General features: G+C 65.4%; 16 protein-coding genes. 7 read left to right on the top strand and 9 right to left on the bottom strand.

Annotated features, from left to right (window positions below):
- Positions 1–37: 37 nt before the first annotated feature.
- From ABID58_RS36275 to ABID58_RS36265, 3 genes are all read right to left on the bottom strand, one after another.
- On the bottom strand, positions 38–1,864 hold the full coding sequence (locus ABID58_RS36275; RefSeq protein WP_354037642.1) for a flagellar hook protein FlgE: 1,827 nt from the start codon (positions 1,862–1,864) through the stop codon (positions 38–40).
- A gap of 190 nt (positions 1,865–2,054) precedes the next feature.
- Positions 2,055–2,555, bottom strand: a complete 501-nt coding sequence (msrB, locus tag ABID58_RS36270) for a peptide-methionine (R)-S-oxide reductase MsrB (RefSeq protein ID WP_354037641.1) — start codon at positions 2,553–2,555, stop codon at positions 2,055–2,057.
- Positions 2,556–2,641: 86 nt separating this feature from the next.
- A complete protein-coding gene (locus tag ABID58_RS36265; protein ID WP_354037640.1) occupies positions 2,642–4,102 on the bottom strand; it encodes an NAD(P)/FAD-dependent oxidoreductase in 1,461 nt (486 codons plus the stop codon).
- Between the two features lie 124 nt (positions 4,103–4,226).
- Between ABID58_RS36265 and ABID58_RS36260 the strand changes: the two genes are divergently transcribed.
- Both ABID58_RS36260 and ABID58_RS36255 read left to right on the top strand, forming a co-directional pair.
- A complete protein-coding gene (locus ABID58_RS36260; RefSeq protein ID WP_187434849.1) occupies positions 4,227–4,763 on the top strand; it encodes a SixA phosphatase family protein in 537 nt (178 codons plus the stop codon).
- A gap of 74 nt (positions 4,764–4,837) precedes the next feature.
- Positions 4,838–5,263, top strand: coding sequence for a universal stress protein (locus ABID58_RS36255; RefSeq protein WP_354037639.1), 426 nt, complete (start codon positions 4,838–4,840; stop codon positions 5,261–5,263).
- 825 nt (positions 5,264–6,088) lie between these two features.
- On the opposite strand, the gene ABID58_RS36250 is transcribed toward ABID58_RS36255, so the two are convergent.
- On the bottom strand, positions 6,089–6,325 hold the full coding sequence (locus ABID58_RS36250; protein WP_148751328.1) for a DUF1127 domain-containing protein: 237 nt from the start codon (positions 6,323–6,325) through the stop codon (positions 6,089–6,091).
- A gap of 184 nt (positions 6,326–6,509) precedes the next feature.
- Between ABID58_RS36250 and ABID58_RS36245 the strand changes: the two genes are divergently transcribed.
- A complete protein-coding gene (locus ABID58_RS36245; RefSeq protein WP_148751327.1) occupies positions 6,510–7,853 on the top strand; it encodes an aminotransferase-like domain-containing protein in 1,344 nt (447 codons plus the stop codon).
- A gap of 11 nt (positions 7,854–7,864) precedes the next feature.
- Here ABID58_RS36245 and ABID58_RS36240 read toward each other — a convergent pair whose 3' ends face one another.
- Together ABID58_RS36240 and ABID58_RS36235 are read right to left on the bottom strand one after the other, a co-directional pair.
- Positions 7,865–8,464: a YdcF family protein gene (locus ABID58_RS36240; protein ID WP_354037638.1), complete on the bottom strand. Its 600-nt coding sequence runs from the start codon at positions 8,462–8,464 to the stop codon at positions 7,865–7,867.
- Positions 8,465–8,529: 65 nt separating this feature from the next.
- Positions 8,530–9,117, bottom strand: a complete 588-nt coding sequence (locus ABID58_RS36235; RefSeq protein WP_354037637.1) for a hypothetical protein — start codon at positions 9,115–9,117, stop codon at positions 8,530–8,532.
- Positions 9,118–9,177: 60 nt separating this feature from the next.
- Between ABID58_RS36235 and ABID58_RS36230 the strand changes: the two genes are divergently transcribed.
- Positions 9,178–9,612 carry a hypothetical protein gene (locus ABID58_RS36230; RefSeq protein WP_148751324.1) on the top strand — a complete coding sequence of 145 codons (435 nt, stop codon included), beginning with the start codon at positions 9,178–9,180 and terminating at the stop codon, positions 9,610–9,612.
- 6 nt (positions 9,613–9,618) lie between these two features.
- Here the strand turns inward: ABID58_RS36230 and ABID58_RS36225 are convergent, their stop codons facing one another.
- The 3 genes from ABID58_RS36225 to ABID58_RS36215 all read right to left on the bottom strand — a co-directional run bounded on the left by ABID58_RS36225 (position 9,619) and on the right by ABID58_RS36215 (position 14,181).
- Positions 9,619–12,018, bottom strand: a complete 2,400-nt coding sequence (locus tag ABID58_RS36225; RefSeq protein ID WP_354037636.1) for a bifunctional diguanylate cyclase/phosphodiesterase — start codon at positions 12,016–12,018, stop codon at positions 9,619–9,621.
- A gap of 105 nt (positions 12,019–12,123) precedes the next feature.
- Positions 12,124–13,539 carry an MFS transporter gene (locus ABID58_RS36220; RefSeq protein ID WP_354037635.1) on the bottom strand — a complete coding sequence of 472 codons (1,416 nt, stop codon included), beginning with the start codon at positions 13,537–13,539 and terminating at the stop codon, positions 12,124–12,126.
- A gap of 135 nt (positions 13,540–13,674) precedes the next feature.
- Positions 13,675–14,181, bottom strand: coding sequence for a YciE/YciF ferroxidase family protein (locus ABID58_RS36215; RefSeq protein ID WP_148751321.1), 507 nt, complete (start codon positions 14,179–14,181; stop codon positions 13,675–13,677).
- A gap of 425 nt (positions 14,182–14,606) precedes the next feature.
- On the opposite strand from ABID58_RS36215, the gene ABID58_RS36210 reads away from it, so the two are divergent.
- From ABID58_RS36210 to ABID58_RS36200, 3 genes are all read left to right on the top strand, one after another.
- On the top strand, positions 14,607–15,689 hold the full coding sequence (locus ABID58_RS36210) for a lysylphosphatidylglycerol synthase transmembrane domain-containing protein (protein ID WP_354037634.1): 1,083 nt from the start codon (positions 14,607–14,609) through the stop codon (positions 15,687–15,689).
- A gap of 113 nt (positions 15,690–15,802) precedes the next feature.
- On the top strand, positions 15,803–17,755 hold the full coding sequence (locus ABID58_RS36205; protein WP_354037633.1) for an SGNH/GDSL hydrolase family protein: 1,953 nt from the start codon (positions 15,803–15,805) through the stop codon (positions 17,753–17,755).
- 222 nt (positions 17,756–17,977) lie between these two features.
- Positions 17,978–19,582, top strand: coding sequence for an alkaline phosphatase family protein (locus ABID58_RS36200; RefSeq protein WP_354037632.1), 1,605 nt, complete (start codon positions 17,978–17,980; stop codon positions 19,580–19,582).
- The last annotated feature ends 209 nt before the right edge of the window (positions 19,583–19,791 follow it).

Genomic DNA, 19,791 nt, shown 5'->3' with positions numbered 1-19,791 from the left:
CTGCCGTCTTTGGTTACGTTACGCGCCGGCGGACCGATCAGCGCAACACGTTCAAGAGGTCCTGCACCATCGAATTCGCCGTCGTGATCACCTTGGTGTTGGCCGAATAGGCCTGCTGCGTCACGATCAGCTTGGTGAACTCGTCGGCGATATCGGTGTTGGATCCCTCCAGCGACGAGCCGCTGATGGTGCCCGAGGCGCCCGCGATCGCCGGGCCCGACTGATCGGTCACGGCATAAGCGCCGCCGTCCAATGCCTTCAGGTAGTTGGTGCCGTTGAAGTGCGACAGCGTTACCGAGGCGAGATCGAGGTTCTGGCCGTTGGAAAAGGTGCCGACAACGAGGCCGTTGTTGTTGACGGCGACCGAGCGGAGCTGGCCGGCGGCGTAGCCGTTCTGCGTAATTGTGTTGATGGTCACCGCGCCGCTGGTGCTCGCAAATTGCGTCAGCCCGCCGGAGGAGAGGTTGAAGGCGACCGAGCCGAGCGACTGGCCGCTGACGCTGACGTTGTTGATGGTGATGCCCGAGCCGCTCGGCGAGGTGAGCGAGCCGTCACTGGCGAAAGCGAAGGTCTGGCCGGTGTTCACCCAGGCCGGCTGCGTGCTGCCGGTCGCACTGGGGTCGGTCTGGTAGAACAGGTTCCAGGTATCGCTGTGTGTGGCGCCCAGTGCGGAACTGTCGGTCTTGACCCAGCGCAACTGCAGGTTCACGGGCGTACCGGCCGCATTGTAGGCCGTCACCGCGCCGCCGCTGATCGACTCCTTGGTAAAGGTGGTGACGTCGCTGCCCATCACCACACCGGTTGCGGTCATGCCGGTGCCACGTGCCTGGGTCACCGGGCTCGTCAATCCAAGCGCGGAGAATGCGGGCGCCGTGCTCGTGATGTTGAGGTCCTGCGCCGTGCCGGTGTGGAATGTGATCTTGCCGTTCGAGGCGTTGATGGATGGCGCTACGCCCGTGGCGGTGCCGATCGCCGTAAGCAGGTTGCCGACGGTGTCGTCGGCGCGAACGTGGGTCGCGTCCTGCAGGCCGGTGCCCGCCGCAGTAATCGTGATTGTCGTCGCAGGGGAACTACCGACGATGATGGTGTCACCGGCCGCGAAGCTCGTTGTCAGCGAGTCGCTCGGCGCGGTGCCCGACAATTTCGTCGCACCGGTGATCGGACCGGGCACACTGTTGTTGGCACCCGCACTCGTGATGGTGGCGTCCGTGCGCGGAGGGGGACTGCCGATCGGCAGGGGGTTCGACGCGAGGAAGTCAGTCGGATCGAGACCGCCATTGGCCAGCAGCGTGTGGCTCGCCGCTGTCGAGCTCGCCACCGTGTTCGGCGTGGTCGGCAGGTTCGCCGCATACTGGATCGAGGTCGTTGCCTGCGCCGGGACGAAGTTGTTCTGGAATTGCAGCACCGTCGGCACGCTGCCGAGCGGGTTGCCGGTTTTCGGATCGACCGCGACACCCATCAGATAGTAGCCGGCGCCGTTGATCAAATTGCCGTTGGCGTTGACCTGGAAGTCGCCGCGACGGGTGTAATAGGAGACGCCGTCGAACACCGGCACGTTGTCGACGACGCCGGTCGCCTTCTGCACCGAGAAGAAGCCATCGCCCGTGATCGCCATGTTGGTGGCGACACTGGAGCCCGAGATCGTGCCCTGCGTGGTGATCGTTGCCTGCGCATGCGCGGTGACGCCGCCGGCGACCTGCTTGTTGGGCACCGAGGAATCGGGGATGAGATCCTCGAAGCTGGTCCCGATGCCCTTGTAAGCGGTGGTGGATGAGTTCGCGATGTTGCCGGAAATGTTCTGAAGCGCGTAGGACTGCGCCTGCAGGCCACCCACCGAGGTGTTCATTGCATCGAAGATACCCATAACTTTGTCTCCAGATCCGATCTCGGCGGCCGGCAGACCAGTGGCCGCATTCGGAGGAGACGTCGCAAGGCCTATGCCAATGCGGGTATTCTCAGGAAATCAATGACTTAAATAGAAAGGCCCCGGTCGCATGACCGGGGCACAATTGCCGGGCCGGCAACAATTGCCGGGATTAAACGTCACCCAAAGCTCACGTCGCCGACGGCGACGCCGGGTGAAAGACCAGCCCGAAACCGTCGATGCAATAGCGCAATCCGGTCGGCTTCGGACCGTCATCGAAGACGTGGCCGAGATGGCCGCCGCAGCGCCGGCAATGCACCTCGGTGCGCACCATGCCGAAGGTGCGGTCCTCGGTCTTGCCGACATTGCCCTCGATCGGCTGGTAGAAGCTCGGCCAACCCGTGCCGCTCTCGAACTTGGTCTCCGAGGCGAACACCGGCAGATCGCAACCGGCGCAGGCGAAGACGCCTTTGCGATGCTCCTTGAGCAGCGGGCTGGTGCCCGGCCGTTCGGTTCCCTCTTTGCGCAGGATCTCATATTGCTGCGGCGTGAGCTGGGCCCGCCACTCGGCGTCGGTCTTCTCGATCTCGAACTTCTCGGCGGCTTGAGCCGGCGTTGCTCTCAGCCAGCGGAAGGTCGAAAGGCCGAACAGGCCGGCGACGGTCGTCAACAAGATGCGGCGGTCAAACATGTCTTTCTCCGTGCGCAGGAAGTTCACGCCCTGAGATACGGGTTCTAACGGCGGACGTTACACTTCCAGGCGGGATTTTTCTCAACTTATTGCGAGACGCCCTGCTCGTGGGAAACCGGTTCCGCCTCCGCCGCGGCAGCCGGCTGCGGCGCCGGAGCCATGCGCGGCCGAACCTCGGGCGGCGGACGGCGCGGGCCGGTGCCGGCGGCCCGGTTGGCCTCGGCCAGCCGCGCCTCGCGTTCCCTGTCCTTGACCCGTGCCCGCTCGCGATAGCGGGCGAGCGACCCCGCGGCCGTGGAGCTCGCCCTGCCCCAGATGCCGACCAATTGGCCCGCGACCCGCCCGGTGGTGCCGCCGGCCCACACCAGCTCGAACGGCGAGAACAGCTTCCAGCGCTCGTCGCCCCACAGGATGCTGCGCGCGATCAGCTGCCCGGCCATCGCGGACGTGTTCATGCCCTGGCGGCCGAACCCGCTCGCCACCCACAGGCCTTTGCGCAGCTGGCCGATCTGCGGCATGCCGTGCACGGTCTGACCGGTGGCGCCGCCGAACGTCTCGGTGATCTCGACATCGCCGAGCCGGGGGAAGATCGTGCGGATCCGCCGCTTGACGCTACCTGCAAAGCGCTGCGGCCGCGCGGCCCAGGTGGTCTCCGGGCTCTCCCACATCAGGCGGTCGCCGTCGACGATACGAAAATGATCGACGCGGTCGGAATCCATCACCGATCCCTTGAAGCCGATGATCTCGTGCAGGCGCTCGCCGAGCGGCGCGGTAATTCCAGCGTAACGCCAGACCGGCAGCAGCGTCTCCGACAGCCGCCGCAACGGCGCGCCGAGATGGATGTTGCCGGCGAGCACGATGTGCGTGGCGCGCAGCCGCGCCGACGGCGTGACGATGCGCTTGCGGATGCCGGAATGATCGATGCTGACGACCGGCGTATCCTCGAAGATGCGGGCGCCGGCGCGCCGCGCCAGCGCGGCCAGGCCGTGCACGTATTTGCGGCCGTCGACCTGGAACGCTTTGGGGTAGTAGACGCCGTGGAAGTAACGATCGGTCTTGAGCGCCTCGCGGACGCGATCGACCTGCCAGCCCTCGGCCTCGGTGTCGAAATCCTCGTTCAGCATCTGGAGCCGGCTGATCAGCCGGTCGCCGGCATCGACGTTGGAGACCTCCAGCACCCCGTCTGTGAGGCCGATGCCCGGCATGTTCTCCTCGGTGGCGTTGGCCCGGACGAACTCGGCGCCCTGCTTCGAGAGCGTCCACAATTCGCTGGCGTCCTCAAAGCCGATGCGCTCGATCAGCTCGGTGAGCGGCAGCGCGAAGCCCGGCGTCACGGCGCCGAGCTGGTTGCCGGAGGCGTTCCAGCCGACATGGCGGCCCTCGAGCACCGCCACGCTGGCCCCGAGCCGGGCCGCCTCCAGCGCAATGGAGAGGCCGGCAAGCCCCGCCCCGATCACGCAAATGTCGGCGTCGAGATCGAACGACAGCCGCGCACGTTCACGAAAGCCGGCTTCTTCCTGGGACACGCTTGTGAAAGTCTCGCTCATGTCATTTTTGTTAACGGAGCAATCTTCTTAAAGGACCAATCGGGCGCTTGTCACCTTGTCCTCAACCGACACCTGTAGATTATCCTTTTAGATTATCCTGGACGTGGAACGATTCGAGAATGCCATGCGCCGTTTGATGCTGCTGCGTCACGCCAAGACCGAGACCCACGCGCCGAGCGGCCGCGACCAGGACCGCCGGCTCGACGACCGCGGCCAGCGGGATGCCGCCGAGATGGGCGACTGGATCGCCGCCCACCCAGCCGTGCCCGAGACTGTGCTGGTGTCGCACGCCGTCCGCGCCCGGCAGACCTGGGACATCGCCTGGCAGGCGATGAAGGACCGCGTCGCAGCGCCGCAGGTCGAGATCCTGCCGGAGCTCTACGGCGCCGATCCCGCGCAGATTCTCGAAACCATTCGCACTGCAACGATTCCCGCCAACCCCAGGCAATTGCTGCTGGTTGGGCACAATCCGGGCATGCACGAGGCCGGCCTGATGCTGATGGGCAGCGGCGATCGGGCCGGCGCCAAGGCGCTTGCCGACAATCTTCCTACCGCGGGGCTTGCGGTCCTCGACTTTGACGTCAAGGATTGGGGTGACGTGGCCTACCGCCGCGGCAAACTGGTGCTGTTCGTCAGCCCCAAGTTGCTTCGACTGGGATGAGACGCGCGGGCACCGTCTCGACCGGTTGATCCAGCTTGGTCCCAGGATCTTGACTGGAAGATTTGGAGGCGCAGATGTTCAAGTCCATCCTCGTACCCATCGACCTCGCCGACACTGATCTGGCAAAGCCTGCGATCGCGACCGCGGCAACGCTGTCGCAGAACTGGGGCGGATCGATCCGGCTGCTCAACGTGCTGCCGATGACGCCGGTGATGCTGGCCGAATACGTCCCCGCCGATTTCGACGAGCAGCAGCGCCAGACCTCGGAAGAGGCACTCGCCATCGTCGCCCGCGAATCCGGCATCGACGCCGCTCACATCTCCAGCGTGGTGCGCCAGGGCGGCATCTATCACGAGATCCTGGAGGAAGCCGTGCACATGAAGGCCGATCTGATCGTCATGACCTCGCACCGGCCTGCGATGCGCACCTATTTCCTCGGCTCCAATGCCGGGCATGTGGTGCGTTATGCCAAGTGCTCGGTGCTGGTGGTGAGACACTGACGCTTGCTCCGTCATTGCGAGCGCAGCGAAGCAATCCAGACTGCCATCGCGGAAAGATTCTACAAGATATTGTGCTGCCCGACGGGCAAAACACCCGAACTCTCGGTCAATCCGCATCACAAAAAATATTCCACTTTACCGAAATTCGGAAACGGCGTATGTGTCGCGCAACCCGGCCCAAGGAAGAGGGGCGTGTCGCGATCGTCACGAACGCGGGCTGGATGGCGGTGGACGTGGTCACGTCGGCGCGAAGGGTTTTGCAGGGCGGGCAACCGTGAGCAAAACCATCGCGCACACGACCGGTGTGATCCGCGTACGGCGAAATCGTGTGGTCCTGGCGCCCGGAGTCTGTTGCGCCAAGGCTCGTGGTGATGCGTGTGGCCCAACCGGGCCCTCACATCAGTCATCCGCAAGGCGACGGGGGCAATAGTGCATCGCTCCCCGGGGAGAGCACGACATAAGCCGTAAAGCCACTGCGCAGGGAAGGCCGGATGTCCTGGCTTCACCTGTATGCCGCTGTGCAGATTTTTATAGCGCAATCATCGCACAGTGGACCGTGGGTGCCAGCCGGCACCCGGTCTTCCCTGCGCCCTCTTTTAATTGAGGGCAAGGCGCCGAACCAAAGCTCGGGTGAAACAAGCCGCGAGGCTGCGAAGCTGTGTTTATCGTTGCACAAAGGTCTCGCGCCCCGGACGCTGCGCAGCACGAAGTGATGCGCTGCAGAGCCGGGGCCCATGCGGCAGCGAGCTCTGCGGCTTTCTGGGTCCCGGCTCTGCGCAGCAGCGTAAGAACGCTGCAGCGCGTCCGGGACACAGGCGAAGGGGCTCACAGATACCGCGTCAGCTCGTCCTTGAACTGCCCGTAGACGGCGTCTTCGATCTGGCTGCGGTTGATCCCGATGTCGCGCAGGGCGCGGTCGTCGAGCTCGTTCAGCGTCTTGACGGCGGAACGGCGCTCCAGGCGGTCGAACAGCGCATAGGCAGCGGTGGCGAGCGTGCCAAAAAATCCGCTCGACGAGGATGGGCGCAAGCTCCGCCCGGCAGTTTGCGAGATCGTGGTCATGTTTCTTCTCCGGCCTTTGGTCCTGCGCGGCGAAGCGGATGCCGTTGGCGCAAACGCCTGAGCGCCTGCACCTCATTTGCCGTCGGATTGCTCTCGCTTTCCTCGGCTCAATCGCGGACCTTGATGGAACTTAAATGCTCCAGTACATTGCTCGGAGCAAGGAAAACATTGCTCTCGGTGCAATATGTCCAAGTTTGAGTACGTGAAGCTCGCGGATGCCATTGCCGCGGATATCTCTAACGGCACGTTAAGAGCCGGCGACCGGTTGCCGCCGCAGCGCAATTTTGCCTATGACCGTGGCATTGCGGTCTCGACCGCGAGCCGCGTCTACACGGAGCTGTTGCGCCGCGGGCTCGTGGTCGGCGAGGTCGGCCGCGGCACCTTCATCTCCGGCGACATCAGGCGCGAGATCGAGATCATCACCGAGCCGCGCGATGCGCGTATCGATTTCGAGGTCAACTATCCGCTCCTGCCGCAGCAATGGGCGATGATCGCCAAGAGCCTCGCCGGGCTCGAACGGGTCGACGCGCTCGAATCCGCGCTGCGCGCCTCGACCAGCACCGGCACCAAGAGCGCGCGCAATGCGGCCGCCGCCTATCTCGCGCGCAAGGATTTCACGCCGCAGGCCGAACAGATCGTGTTCACCGCCAATGGCAAGCAATCGCTCGCGGCCGCGCTCGCAGCACTGGTGCCGACCGGCGGCCGCTGCGGCGTCGAGGCGCTGACCTACCCTTACGTCAAGAGCATCGCCGCGCGGCTCGGCATCACGCTGGTGCCGATTCCGATGGACGAATTTGGCGCGCGGCCTGACGCGATCCAGAAGGCGCATCGCGAGGCGCATCTCTCGGCGCTGTATCTTCAGCCCATCATCCAGAACCCGCTCGGCGTCACCATGAACGCGACGCGGCGCGCCGACATCATGCGTGTCGCCGAGAAGCTCGATCTCACCATCATCGAGGACACCGTCTACGGCTTCCTCGCAGACGACACGCCGCTCGCGGCGCTGGGACCCGATCGCTGCATCGTGCTCGACAGCCTCTCAAAGAAAGTCGCGCCGGGTCTGGCGCTCGGCATCCTCGTCGCGCCGCCTCACTTGCGCGAGACCGTGATGAGCGCGGTCCGCACCGGCGGCTGGATCGCCTCGGGCCACGCGCTCGCGTCCGGTCAGCGGTTGATGGCCGACGGCACCGTCGCCGAGCTGACCCGGCTCAAGCGCATCGACGCCGCACGCCGCCAGCAGACCGCGGCACGACTGCTCGCCGGTTACCAGATCGCCGCCGATGCGCGCTCCTATCATCTCTGGCTGACGCTGCCATCGCACTGGCGTTCGCAGACGTTCGTTGCCGCGGCGGCCCGGCGCGGCATCGCGCTGACGCCGTCGTCGACCTTCGCGGTCGCGCATGGCCATGCTCCGAACGCGGTGCGGCTGGCGCTCGCCCCGCCCTCGTTCGAGCAGCTCGATTCCGGGCTGCGCACGATTGTCTCGCTGCTCGGCACCAAGGAGGAAGATTTCGACTCGACGGAGTAGCCCCTCGCCGGTCAGCGCTCCGGCCATTCCGCGATAAATCCCGTCGCCTTGTACGGCTCGATCTTGTCCCATTCGTGCAGGACACGACGGCGAAATTCGGCGTCGGTATGCCAGAGCGTGCGTGGCGTCGCAAAACTGTCGACGGTGAGCAGCAGCTTCGTCACCTCGGGCCAGTGCCGGTGCAATGTCATCGGATAGCGCCGCGCGGTCCAGGTGTTGCCGAGGCAGATCACGCTGCGAATGTTGCGCAGTCCCAGCGCCACATCGATGATCGGCAGCGAGAAGATCACGTTCTCTCCGGTGTTCATCGCGCGATGCTCCTCGAGGATTCGATCCGCCGGAATGCCCGCATCGACCATCGCCGCCTTGATGATCATGCACTCGGATTGCTCCGAGCCGCGCGTCACGCCGCCGCTGACAATCGACCAGCGGAAAAGGCCCTGACGCCATAGCCGCGCGGCGGTCTCGGCGCGCAGCGCGACGTCCTCACGGGTGCCGAACAGAAACAGCAAATCGGCCGGTTGGAGCGGCGTATCGATCAGATGGGTGCGATTGATCTCGGCGATCTCGTCCGCCGTCGGCAGGCGCGTGCTGCGATCCATGACTGTCATCGCGGCACGATGCGGGACCGGCGCACGGCTGCGAAGTCAATTTTGATTGCGGCCGATTGCAAGTGCTAGGGCAGCAAGCCGGGCGGCAGCCGATCAAAACTGTAGCTGCGCGGCTGGTTGCGCCGGACGAAGCCGCCGACCTGCCAGGCGAACAGCGCGGCGAAGCCGAGGATGAACAGCACGCCGGCGAATTCCCCGATCATCAGCGCGCGGATCAACAACCCGGCCATCGCCACGGCCAGCATAGCGAGGAACGCCAGCACCGCCGCATAGGTCTTGCGGCCGAGGCCGGCGGTCAGCTCCGCCCGGCTGCCGGCCTTCGCCATCCGCGCGTGCAGCTCGACGAGAAAATCGCGAAAGCCTCTGTCCTGCGGCGCCATCAGCGCCGCGGTCTGCCAGCTCGTCGACAGGATCGCGATGCGGCCGCCACTGGTACGGCTGACATCGGCGCGAAAGCGGTGCTGCTGCATCGAGACCGGGCGGAACGACAGCCTGACAGCACTGATCTCATCATAGCGCCAGACGCCCGAGCGGCCGGCGATGTGCCAGGACAATCCCTCATCGGTCAGCTCGAAGCGATGCGCCGAGCCGATCAGCGACGCCTTGTAGGCATAGCTCGTGACCGACCGGCCCTGCCCGTCCGAAACCTGCATCTGTCAATCCCGTCCGCGATCCGCTTGCGCGATCGCCCTCCCCCATCCTACAAGCGGGCCATGGCTGAGACGATCTATTTTCCGCGCCGCCTGATTCTCGGGGCCGCCATGATCTCGGGCGTGCTGCTCGCGCTCGCGGTGCATATGCTCGGCGCGCGCTACGGGCTCGACCTCGGCGGTCTCTGGCGCTCGGACACGCATGAGTTCATGCCGACGGGCGCGGCGATGGCCTGGTGGCTGATCGCGACCGTCGGATTCTCCGGCGGCTATTTCACCGCGTCCTTGATGCAAAGCGCCGTCTCCGGCCAGATCCCGCAACGGATGCGCCAATTCCTGATCGCGGTCGGCGTGCTCCTGCTCGCCGGCGCCGGACAAGCCGCCTCGGCGCCGAGCCCGATCCCGACCATTTCCGGCGTGCTGGCGGGCCTCGCGGCACTGTGTCTCGGCGCCGTGATGGCGTTCTGCGGCGCGCATTTCGCGCTGCGCCGCGGCTAGGCCTCTCTAGGCCGAGGCAAGCAGCCGCGGGCGTTCCAGCATCAAAGCCACTTCGGATGCGGGCCTGGGCATGCTGAACAGATAGCCCTGTGCCTGGGTGCAGCCTTCGCGCCTGAGCAGCTCGAGCTGCGCGTCGTTCTCGACGCCCTCCGCCGTGGTGACGATGCCGAGGCTGCGGCCGAGGCCCGTCACGGCGCGGATGATCGCCACCGAATCCTCGCGGGTGGCAAGCTCGGACACGAACGAACGATCGATCTTGATCTTGTCGAACGGGAAGCTGCGCAGATAGCTCAGCGAGGAATAGCCGGTGCCGAAATCGTCGAGCGAGATGCGCACGCCCATGGCGCGCAGCTCGTGCAGCGTGGTCAGCGTCGCCTCGCTGTTCTGGAGCAGCACGGATTCGGTGATCTCGAGCTCGAGCCGGCGCGCCGCGAGGCCCGATCTCTCCAGTGCGTCGGTCACGGATGTAATCAGGTTCGGATTCTTGAACTGCACCGGCGAGAGATTCACGGCGACGCCGATATCGTCGGGCCAGGTCGCGGCATCCGCGCAGGCAGCGTGCAACACGAGCTCACCGAGCTGGATGATGAGGCCGGTCTCCTCGGCAAGCGGAATGAAGTTGATGGGCGAGATCAGGCCGCGATGCGGATGATTCCAGCGCAACAGCGCCTCGAAGGCGACCACGCGATCGCTGGCGACGTCGCGGATCGGCTGGTAGTACGGCTGGAACTCGTCGCGCTGGAGCGCCGCCCGCATATCCATTTCCAGCAAGCGCCGCGCCTGCGCCCGCGCATCCATGCCGGTCTCGAAGAAGCGATAGGTGCCGCGGCCGTCGGCCTTGGCGCGGTACAGCGCGAGGTCGGCGTTCTTCAGCAGCTCGTCGGGATTGCTGCCGTCCTGCGGCGAAAGCGAGATGCCGATCGAGACGCCGATCACGATCTGATGGTCGTCGATCTCGTAAGGCGCGGAGATCACCTCGACGAGGCGGCCGGCGAGCGCCCTCGCCGCGGCTTCCTCCGAGCGACCGATCTGGACCACGGCGAACTCATCGCCGCCGAGGCGGGCCACGGTGTCGTGCTCGCCGACGGTCGCCTTCAGCCTGCGGCCGACTTCCTTCAGCAGCGCGTCGCCAATGGGATGGCCGAGCGAGTCGTTGATGTCCTTGAAATGGTCGAGGTCGAGGCAGAGCACCGCGAGCTGGTCGTTCACACCAGCCCGGCGCAGCCCCTGTTCGAGCTGCTCGTGGAACAGCACGCGGTTCGGCAGATTGGTCAGCGCGTCATGGCGCGCCATGTGCGAGATCTTGGCCTGCGCCTCCAGCCATTCGGTGATGTCCTCGAAGGTGGCGACCCAGCCGCCGCCCTGCATCGGCTGGTTGACGACGCGGATCGAGCGGTCGAACCGTCGAACGACGTCCGTCGTCGTACGTCCCTCCCGGGCGTCCTCGACAAGGCGTGCGAAGAATTGCTCGGGCTCGCCATTCCACTGCCCCTTCGCCGCCTCCTCGCGGACCACGTCGAGCAGGACGCGGCCGGTAAGCTGCATGTCGGAGCGGCGTAGCATCGTCGCATAGCGTTCGTTGAACAGGATGATCTTGCCTTCGGCATCGAACATGCAGAGCCCCTGCGACATGTTCTCGAGCGCGGTGTCGAGCACGACCTGCTGGCGTCCGATCTCGCCCTTGGCACGACGATCGAGCACCGCCGCCGTGAGCGCAATGACGAGAATGGCAGCGGCCGCGCTGGCGGTCAGGATCGACAACGACGTCGGCGGGATCGAAAGACTGCTGATCACAAGCGTCGGATCGGGCGTCAATTCCAGCGCGCCCATCGCGGTGAAATGGTGAGAGACGATGGCGACCGTCAACAGGGTCGTCGCGGCAAGCGCGTTGGACAGGCTATCGCCTCGTCCCGCGACGTGCAGGGAGAACGATCCAAAGACGATGCCGAGCAAGATCGACACCGTCACGGTCCCGGTGGTCCAGCCGACATGGGCAGGAATCTCGAACGCCATCATGCCGGTGTAATGCATCGCGGCCACGCCGGTGCCAACGACGGCGCCGCCGACCGCGACCAGACCCCTGTGCGTCGTCGAAACCGAGATGCTAAGACCGGTGAAGGTGACTGCGATCGCAAAGAGCAGCGACAGGACCGTTACGGGGATGTTGTAGGCCCCACCGGCGCCCGGCCCGTAGGCCTGCATCGCGATGAAATGGGTTGCCCAGATACCGCAACCGGCGACGACGGCATCGAGCGCAACCCAAACCAGGCGAGCCGACCCGCTCGCCGCACGCGCGCGATGAAACAGGCTGATTGCCGCCGCGCTGGCGAGCAGGCATACCGCCCCGCCAAGGACGACGAGACGCCAATCATGCTGATCCGTGAGACAAAACAGAACTTGGTACATTGCCGGCCCCTATTCCATCGGGCACTAGAACCGGCAGAGATGGACAGTCGGTAACCGGCTGTGCACCGGTTGCCGGAATGGTGAACAGGGAATGTGTGCGGCTGCTCACATTGCCCGCCCGTGCGCCTTTGCGCCGAGGCCGATCACACCGGCGGCCAGCAGCAGGACAGCCGCCGATATGATTAGCGACTGATGAAGGCCGATCATGAACGCGCTGTCGGACGCCACCAGCGAACCGAACAACGCAACACCAAGGACGCTGCCGGTCTGCCGCGTCGCATTGAGCACACCCGCAGCGATACCGGAGCGCGCCTTCTCGACGCTGCCGAGCAAGGTCGAGGTCAGAGGCGGCACCAGGAGGCCAAGTCCACCGCTGATCGCGATCATCTGCGCGAAGATTGCCCAATAGCTCGTCCCCGCCTCGATCCAGACCAGACCAAGACAACCAAGCGCCGAGATGCAGGCGCCGACGACGATGGTCGGGCACGGGCCGATGCGCTCGGCCAAGCGCGGCGCCAGCAGATTGACCGGCAACACCGCGCCCATCATCGGCACAAAGGCAAGCCCGGTCCACCAGGCCGAGAGCCCGTTGATCCGCTGGAAGTAGAGGCTGAGCACGAAGATCAGGCCGTAGATCGCGACGTTGACGAGGAGGCCGACGACCGTGGTCAGGGTAAACAGCCGGTGACCGAACAAGGACAGCGGCAGCATCGGCTGCGCCGCGCGGCTCTCGCGCCAGACGAACAGCGTGGCCAGGACCGCGGCCGCCGCGAAAGCCGAAAGCACGAGCGGATGCTGCCAGCCGAGCGCGCCGCCCTCGATGATCGCGCCCGCGAGGGCTCCGAGCGCGCCGATCGCCGCGAGTTGGCCAGCCAGATCGATCTCGCGCGAGCGCGCCCGCGTGGTCTCGGTCGCAAAGCGCCAGCTCAGCCACAGACCAGCGAGGCCGATCGGCAGATTGACGAGGAAGATCGCGCGCCAGCCGACCAGCGTGATCAGCGCGCCGCCGACGAAGGGACCGGCTGTCAGCGCCAGGCTCGCGCCTGCGGCCCAGACCGCGACGGCACGACCGCGCGCGCGGTCGTCCGTATAGGCATGATTGAGCAGCGCCAGCGAATTGGGCACCAGGATCGCCGCCGCCAGCCCCTGAACCAGCCGTGCACCGATCAGCACGATGGCGTTGGGAGATAGCGCGCAGGCCAGCGAGGCCGCTGTGAAGATCGCGAACCCGGCCATGAAGATGCGTTTGGCGCCGATCCGGTCACCAAGTGCGCCGGCCGTCAGGATGAAGGCGGCAAAAGCAATGGTATAGGCGCTGACCACCCATTGCAGCTCGGCGACCCCGCCGCCGAGCGACTTGCCCATGGCATCGAGCGCGGTGTTGACGATGGTGACATCGAGCTGCACCACGCCATAGCCGAGACTCATCGCAGCCAGCGTGAGCGAGGTTGCAAGGTGCGATGCGGTGCGTGGGGCACCATCTGCGTCGAATGTTTCATATTTGATGGTGCTGGCTCGCATGCTGCCACCTCGATTGCAGCCCCATGCGACATATACGCCACCGCCCAGCCGTCATGTTTCGACAATGACCGAATGATGGATGCGCGACAGGCGAGCGCCGCGCGGATGACCGCGCGGCGCTCTTGCGGCTAAGCCTTAGCTCGCCGCCCGCAGGTTCACCTTGCTCTCGGCAAGCGAGGTCAGCTTCTTGTCCGTCGCCTTCTCTTCCTCGAGCGTTTTCGCGAGCACGGACGCGCAGTCGCTGCGGCCGAGCTGCTTGGCCCAGGCAATCAGGCTGCCGTAGCGGACGATCTCATAATGCTCGGCGGCCTGCGCCGCGTTGATCAGCGCCGCGTCGAGCACCGCCTTGTCCGCGACTTCGCCCGCGGTCTCGGCGGCCTCCTCGATGATGCCGTCGATTGCGGGACAGTCGACCGCCTTCACCTGGGCACCATGCATCTTGAACACTTCCTCGAGCCGCGTGACGTGCTGCTTGGTTTCTTCAAGGTGCGTCAAAAAGCCCTGCTTCAGCTGCGGATCGGTCGCCTTATTTGCCATTTTCGGCAGCGCCTTGGTGAGCTGCTGCTCGGCGTAATAGATGTCCTGCAGCTGATGCACGAACAGGTCGTTCATGGTCTTGATGTCTTTTGTGAACAGTCCCATCGTTCCGATCCTCCTGGGTTTCGGGAACACGACGGCATCGGCTTGCACGCAAAGCCGCTGTTTCGCCGTGTTCGATCGCTGATGGGGCGCTAACCTGTCCACGGCGCCGTCGTTCCAAAGAAAGCCCGCAGCGTTGCGCTGGAACAATGCTTGCGACCGCAGGATTTGAAACCATCTGAACGTCCGGGGTGCATGATGCAAATCGGTCCCCGACTCATATGCTTAACGCGCGCGCCATGTGAACCACTTATGACAAAACAGCCGGTGCGGCGCAGAACCTATCGTTGTCAAGGGCTGCACAAGCCGCTGTTTTTGCCTTAAATGAGCTACATCATGCCTAGCGATCGACGCTCATTTCGGGCACTGATCGCAACCGACCGGCCAATGTCTGGCCCGGTCGGTTTTGCCCCCCGCCGGGAGGATGAATGCACGGACTGCTGCCCGCGCTGAAACGCGGCCTCAAGAGATGGATCGGCTGGCGACGGCTCGGTATTGCCGCGAGCGTGATGATCATCGCCTTCGCGGTCACCACGCTGCTGCGGACCCTCAAGGGGATCGATACCGGCGTCATCCTGACCGCATTGAGCGATATTCCCCGCGGGCATATCGGCCTAGCCGCGATCTGCGTGTTCTTCGCGTTCTGTACGCTGACCTTCTACGATTTTTTTGCACTGCGAACGATCGGCAAGAAGCACGTGCCCTACCGCATCGCAGCGCTGTCGAGCTTCACGTCCTATTCGATCGGCCACAACATCGGCGCCACCGTGTTCACGGGCGGTGCGATCCGTTTCCGGATTTACTCGGACTACGGGCTGAATGCGATCGACGTCGCCAAGATCTGTTTCCTCTCCGGCCTGACCTTCTGGCTCGGTAACATCTTCGTGCTCTCGATCGGCATGACCATCCACCCGGATGCGGCCTCCTACATGGATCAGCTGCCGTCGTCGATCAATCGGCTGATCGCGCTCGGCGGCCTCGCCTCGATTGCAGCCTATCTGGTCTGGCTCTGCATGGGCGACAAACGCCGTGAGCTCGGCCAAAAGGGCTGGAAGGTCGTGCTGCCGTCCGCGCCGTTGACGCTGGTGCAGATCCTGATCGGGGTGATCGATCTCGGCTTCTGCGCTCTTGCGATGTACCTGCTGATGCCGGCCAATCCGCCGATCGACTTCCTGTCGCTCGCCGTGGTGTTCATCCTGGCGACGCTGCTGGGCTTCGCCAGCCATGCGCCGGGCTCGATCGGCGTGTTCGACGCCGCCATGCTGGTGGCACTGCCCGAATTCGGCCGCGAGCAGCTGCTGGCGACCCTGCTCGTCTTCCGCATCCTCTATTTCGTGATCCCGTTCGGCCTCGCCATCTCCATCATGGGCACCCGCGAGCTCTGGATGAACGTCGTCCGGCCCTGGCAGGAGCGGCGACGGCTGGCGGAAGCCTGCGCGCAAGCCAACCTGCCCAAGCAGGTGGCGCCGATGGAGCGCGAGCGGCTGGTGCGCCAGGCCAGCAAACGATAACGGCCAGCCAGCGGTCACGCCGGCAGCCCGTAAAAGGCGGCAGACAAAGGTTGCGGGGCGGAGAGCTATGCTCTCTTATTTCCGCCTCAACTTTGCCGTTGAAGACGCGGGCCATGATCCCTGTTTCCCTTCGCCGTTTTCTCTCGGGCGCCCTGCTGCTGGCCGGGCTCCTTACCGTTTTGCCGCTTCAGCGCGCAGTCGCGCAGGATGCCGGCGCCATGCAGATCAACTGGGAGGTCCGCAACCGCTTCCGCCTGTTTCGCGAGGAGCGCGACTTCCTGCTGCATGTCGAGAATGCGCGTAACCGCAGCATCCTCGCCGCCGAACAGTCGCTGGAGCTGCAGAGCGAGGGCCGCGGCTGGGCCCGCAACATGGTCAACCGGCTCTGCATCGACCTCCAGGGCCGGGTCAACCAGCCCTGCACCCGCGACAACGTCAAAGAGAACTACATCACCCCGATCGACCACCCCATTACCGTGCGCTTGACCGGCGCGGTGCCGGTCGGCGCCACCTGCGCCTGGTCGTTCGACGACGGCGACGGACCACAGACCTCGACCTTCGACTGCGCCGAGCCGGTCAATCTGCGGGTCCGCTACGGCAAGCAGACGGTCGCGAGCGTCGACGTCTCCTCCGGCTCCGATCCGAGCCAGCGCGTCCAAACCGAGATCCAGGTCCGCGACATCTTCATCGCCGGCCTTGGCGACAGCATCGCCTCCGGCGAAGGCAATCCGGACCGGCCGCTGGCGCTGTCGGACGAGGGCTTTTGCTTCCGCTCCTATCTCGGCACCGCCGGCGGACAGTATTACCGGCCGAGCCGCGCTGGCTTCAAGGGCGGTCGCGCCTGCGAGGCGCCGGATACGCTCGCCAACTGGCAGCGCTACGGTGCCCTCTGGTTCAACTCACCTTGCCACCGCTCGCTCTACAGCTACCAGGCCCGCACCGCGCTCGCGCTCGCGGTGCGCTACACCCATATCGCCGTCACCTATCTGCCGCTCGCCTGCACCGGCGCCAGCATCAGCGACGGGCTGCTCGGCTCGCAGCGCGCCCGCGAATGCCCGCCCGGCAAGAGCGGCGTCTGCAACACCAGCGTGAATGCCCAGGTCGCGGAGTTGCGCGAGGCGCTCACCGCGGCCAAGAAACGCCAGCCGGATCGCAATCTCGATCTGGTGCTGCTCTCGATCGGCGCCAACGACGTCTACTTCTCCGGTCTCGTCGCCGACGTCATCGTCGATACCGCAACCGAGCGTGCCCTGTTCCGCCGCTCGGGCGTGATGGCGAGCGTCGACGAGTCCCGCGATGCGCTCCAGCGCGAGCTGCCGCAGAATTTCGTCAAGCTGCGCGAGGCGCTGAAGCCGCTGGTCGGCGACGATCTCTCGCACGTGGTCTACGTCTCCTACGGCAATCCGGCGCTGGCCGACGGCGGCGTGCCCTGCCGCGGTGGCCGTGGCGGCTTCGACATCCATCCCGCGTTCAATGCCGATCCGCAACGTCTCGCCCGCGTCTCGACCTTCGTCGACACCGAGTTCCTGCCACAACTGAAGGGGCTCGCCACCTGCACGAACGGCGCACTGTGCCGCGATCCCGAGGCTGACCGCATGACCTTCGTCGACACGCATCAGGCTGCGTTCGCCGATCACGGTTTTTGCGCTCATTCCGGCAATGATCCCGAATTCGATCGCACCTGCTTCGCCGAGAACGGCCAGAGCTTCAATCCGGATATCGTCAGCGCGGCGAGCCAGCCGATGCTGTGCGGCCGCGGCGCCTCGGAATATCGCGCCTACCTGCCGCGCGCGCGCTGGATCCGCGATGCCAATGACAGCTATTTCGCCGCGATGACCTATCCGCAAGGGCTGCCGTCGGCGAGCCAGCCGACCGACATCCACGACGCGACGTGGGGCGTGCTCTCAGCCGTCTATGGCGGCGCCGTGCATCCGAGCGCCGAAGGCCACGCCGCGATGGCGGACGCCACGCTGCCGGCCGCGAGCGCGGTGCTCGGCCTGGATGCGGTGCCGCCGGGCGTCACGCGCGGGCTGCTGGCCCCGCTCCTGCCGCGCGCGCAGCAATAGGTGTTTCCGCATTGGCTCATCCGACTTGAGGAGCTGACGCCGCCGCACACAGGCAAATTTTCGCGCGCCACGTAATCGCGGTGTCATCCAGCGTTCATCACCGCTACCTAGTTTTCCCAACGCTACAAATTGACGCACGCGACGGGAGCGCCAGGCTCTCCGCTGCGCGGTCTCGTGCGACTGCACGTCAACTAACAACAGACATCACTGGGGAGTCCAACAATGACGATCGAAAAGCGGCCCCATGCGGCCGTCGCTCTTGCCTTTGCCTCGACCCTGAGTCTTTCGCTCTTGGCACCATCATTCGCGCACGCCGACGACAGGGACAAGGACAAGGACAAGAGCAACGTCAAGCACGTCCTGCTGATCAGCGTCGACGGCATGCATGAGGTCGACCTTCAGCATTATGTCGGTTCCCATCCTGCGTCGAGCTTCGCCAGGCTGCTCGCGCATGGGGTCCACTTTACCGATGCACATACTTCCCGGCCCTCGGACTCCTTCCCGGGCCTCCTTGCGTTCATGACCGGCGGTTCGCCGAAAACCCATGGCGTGTTCTATGACGATTCCTACGACCGCACACTGTTCGCCCCCGGCAGCAACTGCCAGGGCAATCCCGGAACCGAGACGCTCTTCGATGAATCGATCGACTATGACCTGACGAAGCTCGACGGTGGCGGCCCTGCCGGCTCCAACCATATCGATCCGACGCACCTGCCCATGCGCCTGAAGGCCGGTAAATGCGAGCCGGTGTATCCGCATCAATTCCAGCGGCTCAACACCATTATGGAAGTAATCCACGAGGCGGGTCGGCGCACCGCCTGGTCGGACAAGCACCCCGCCTACGAAATCGTCAGCGGTCCGTCCGGCAAGGGACTCGATGAGCTCTATACGCCCGAGATCAACTCGACCTCGGTGCCGGGGCAGCCCGGCGCAGACTGGACCACCGATCCGAGCTTCACGCGCACCTATGACGAGCTCAAGGTCAAGGCCGTGCTCAACTGGATCAAGGGCTTCGATCACACCGGTACAACCAAGGTCGGCGTTCCCGCGATCTTTGGCATGAATTTTCAGGCCGTCAGCGTCGGCCAGAAGGTGACCTCCGACGGCTATCTGGACGCCGCGGCAACGCCGAGTGCGCAACTACAGGCGTCGCTCGACTTCGTCGAGGCCTCGCTTGGCCAGATGCTGGATGCGCTGGCGGACCAGCACCTCGCCCGTGACACGCTCATCATCGTCGGCGCCAAGCATGGCCAGTCGCCGATCGACTTGAACAAGCTTCACATGCTGACCGGCAGCACCAACCCGAAGCTGGGCGGCGGCACGCGCGCCGACGTAACCGATCCGGCTGACCTGCTGACGAATGGCGGCGTTGCACTGGCCCAGGAAACCGCCGATGACGTTGCCCTGATCTGGCTCAAGGACCAGAATGACGCTGCTAAAGCCGCCGCGATCCTCGAGGCTGACCGCAAGGCCAGCAACCGGGCTCACATCGAGAAGATCTATGCCGGCGAGGAGCTCGTAGATCGGTTCGGCGATCCCGCGGCCGGCCGTACGCCCGATATCATCATCCAGCCGATCGCCGGCACGATCTATAGCGCGAGCAAGAAGAAGATCGCCGAGCACGGCGGCTTCGCCGAGGACGATACGCACGTCCTGCTCGTCGTCTCCAATCCGAAACTGGGTCCCTCGGTCGTCGATGAGCGCGTCGCGAACAGGCAGGTCGCGCCTACCATCCTGAGGGCGCTCGGCCTGGAGCCGGACGAGCTCGAGGCGGTGCGCGGCGACGACCATACCCGCCTGCTGCCGGGCGTACGGCTGAAGGACTGATCCTTCGCGACTGATCCCCGAGGCGGGGGGGGGGGGGGGCCGCCCCCCCCCCCCCCCCCCCCCCCCCCCCCCCCCCCCCCCCCCCCCGCCCCCGCCCCCCGCCCCGCCCGCCCCCCCCCCCCCCCCCCCCCCCCCCCCCCCCCCCGACGAGGCCGTCAGTTTTGTCGCCGATCTCAAGAAGAAGGGCCGCTTCCAGGCTGACGTCTACT

The organism is Bradyrhizobium sp. S3.2.6, assembly GCF_040546885.1.
GTDB lineage: Bacteria > Pseudomonadota > Alphaproteobacteria > Rhizobiales > Xanthobacteraceae > Bradyrhizobium > Bradyrhizobium cytisi.
The sequence above is the reverse complement of the archived record's forward strand: the minus strand, read 5'-3'. Positions and strand labels throughout refer to the sequence as shown.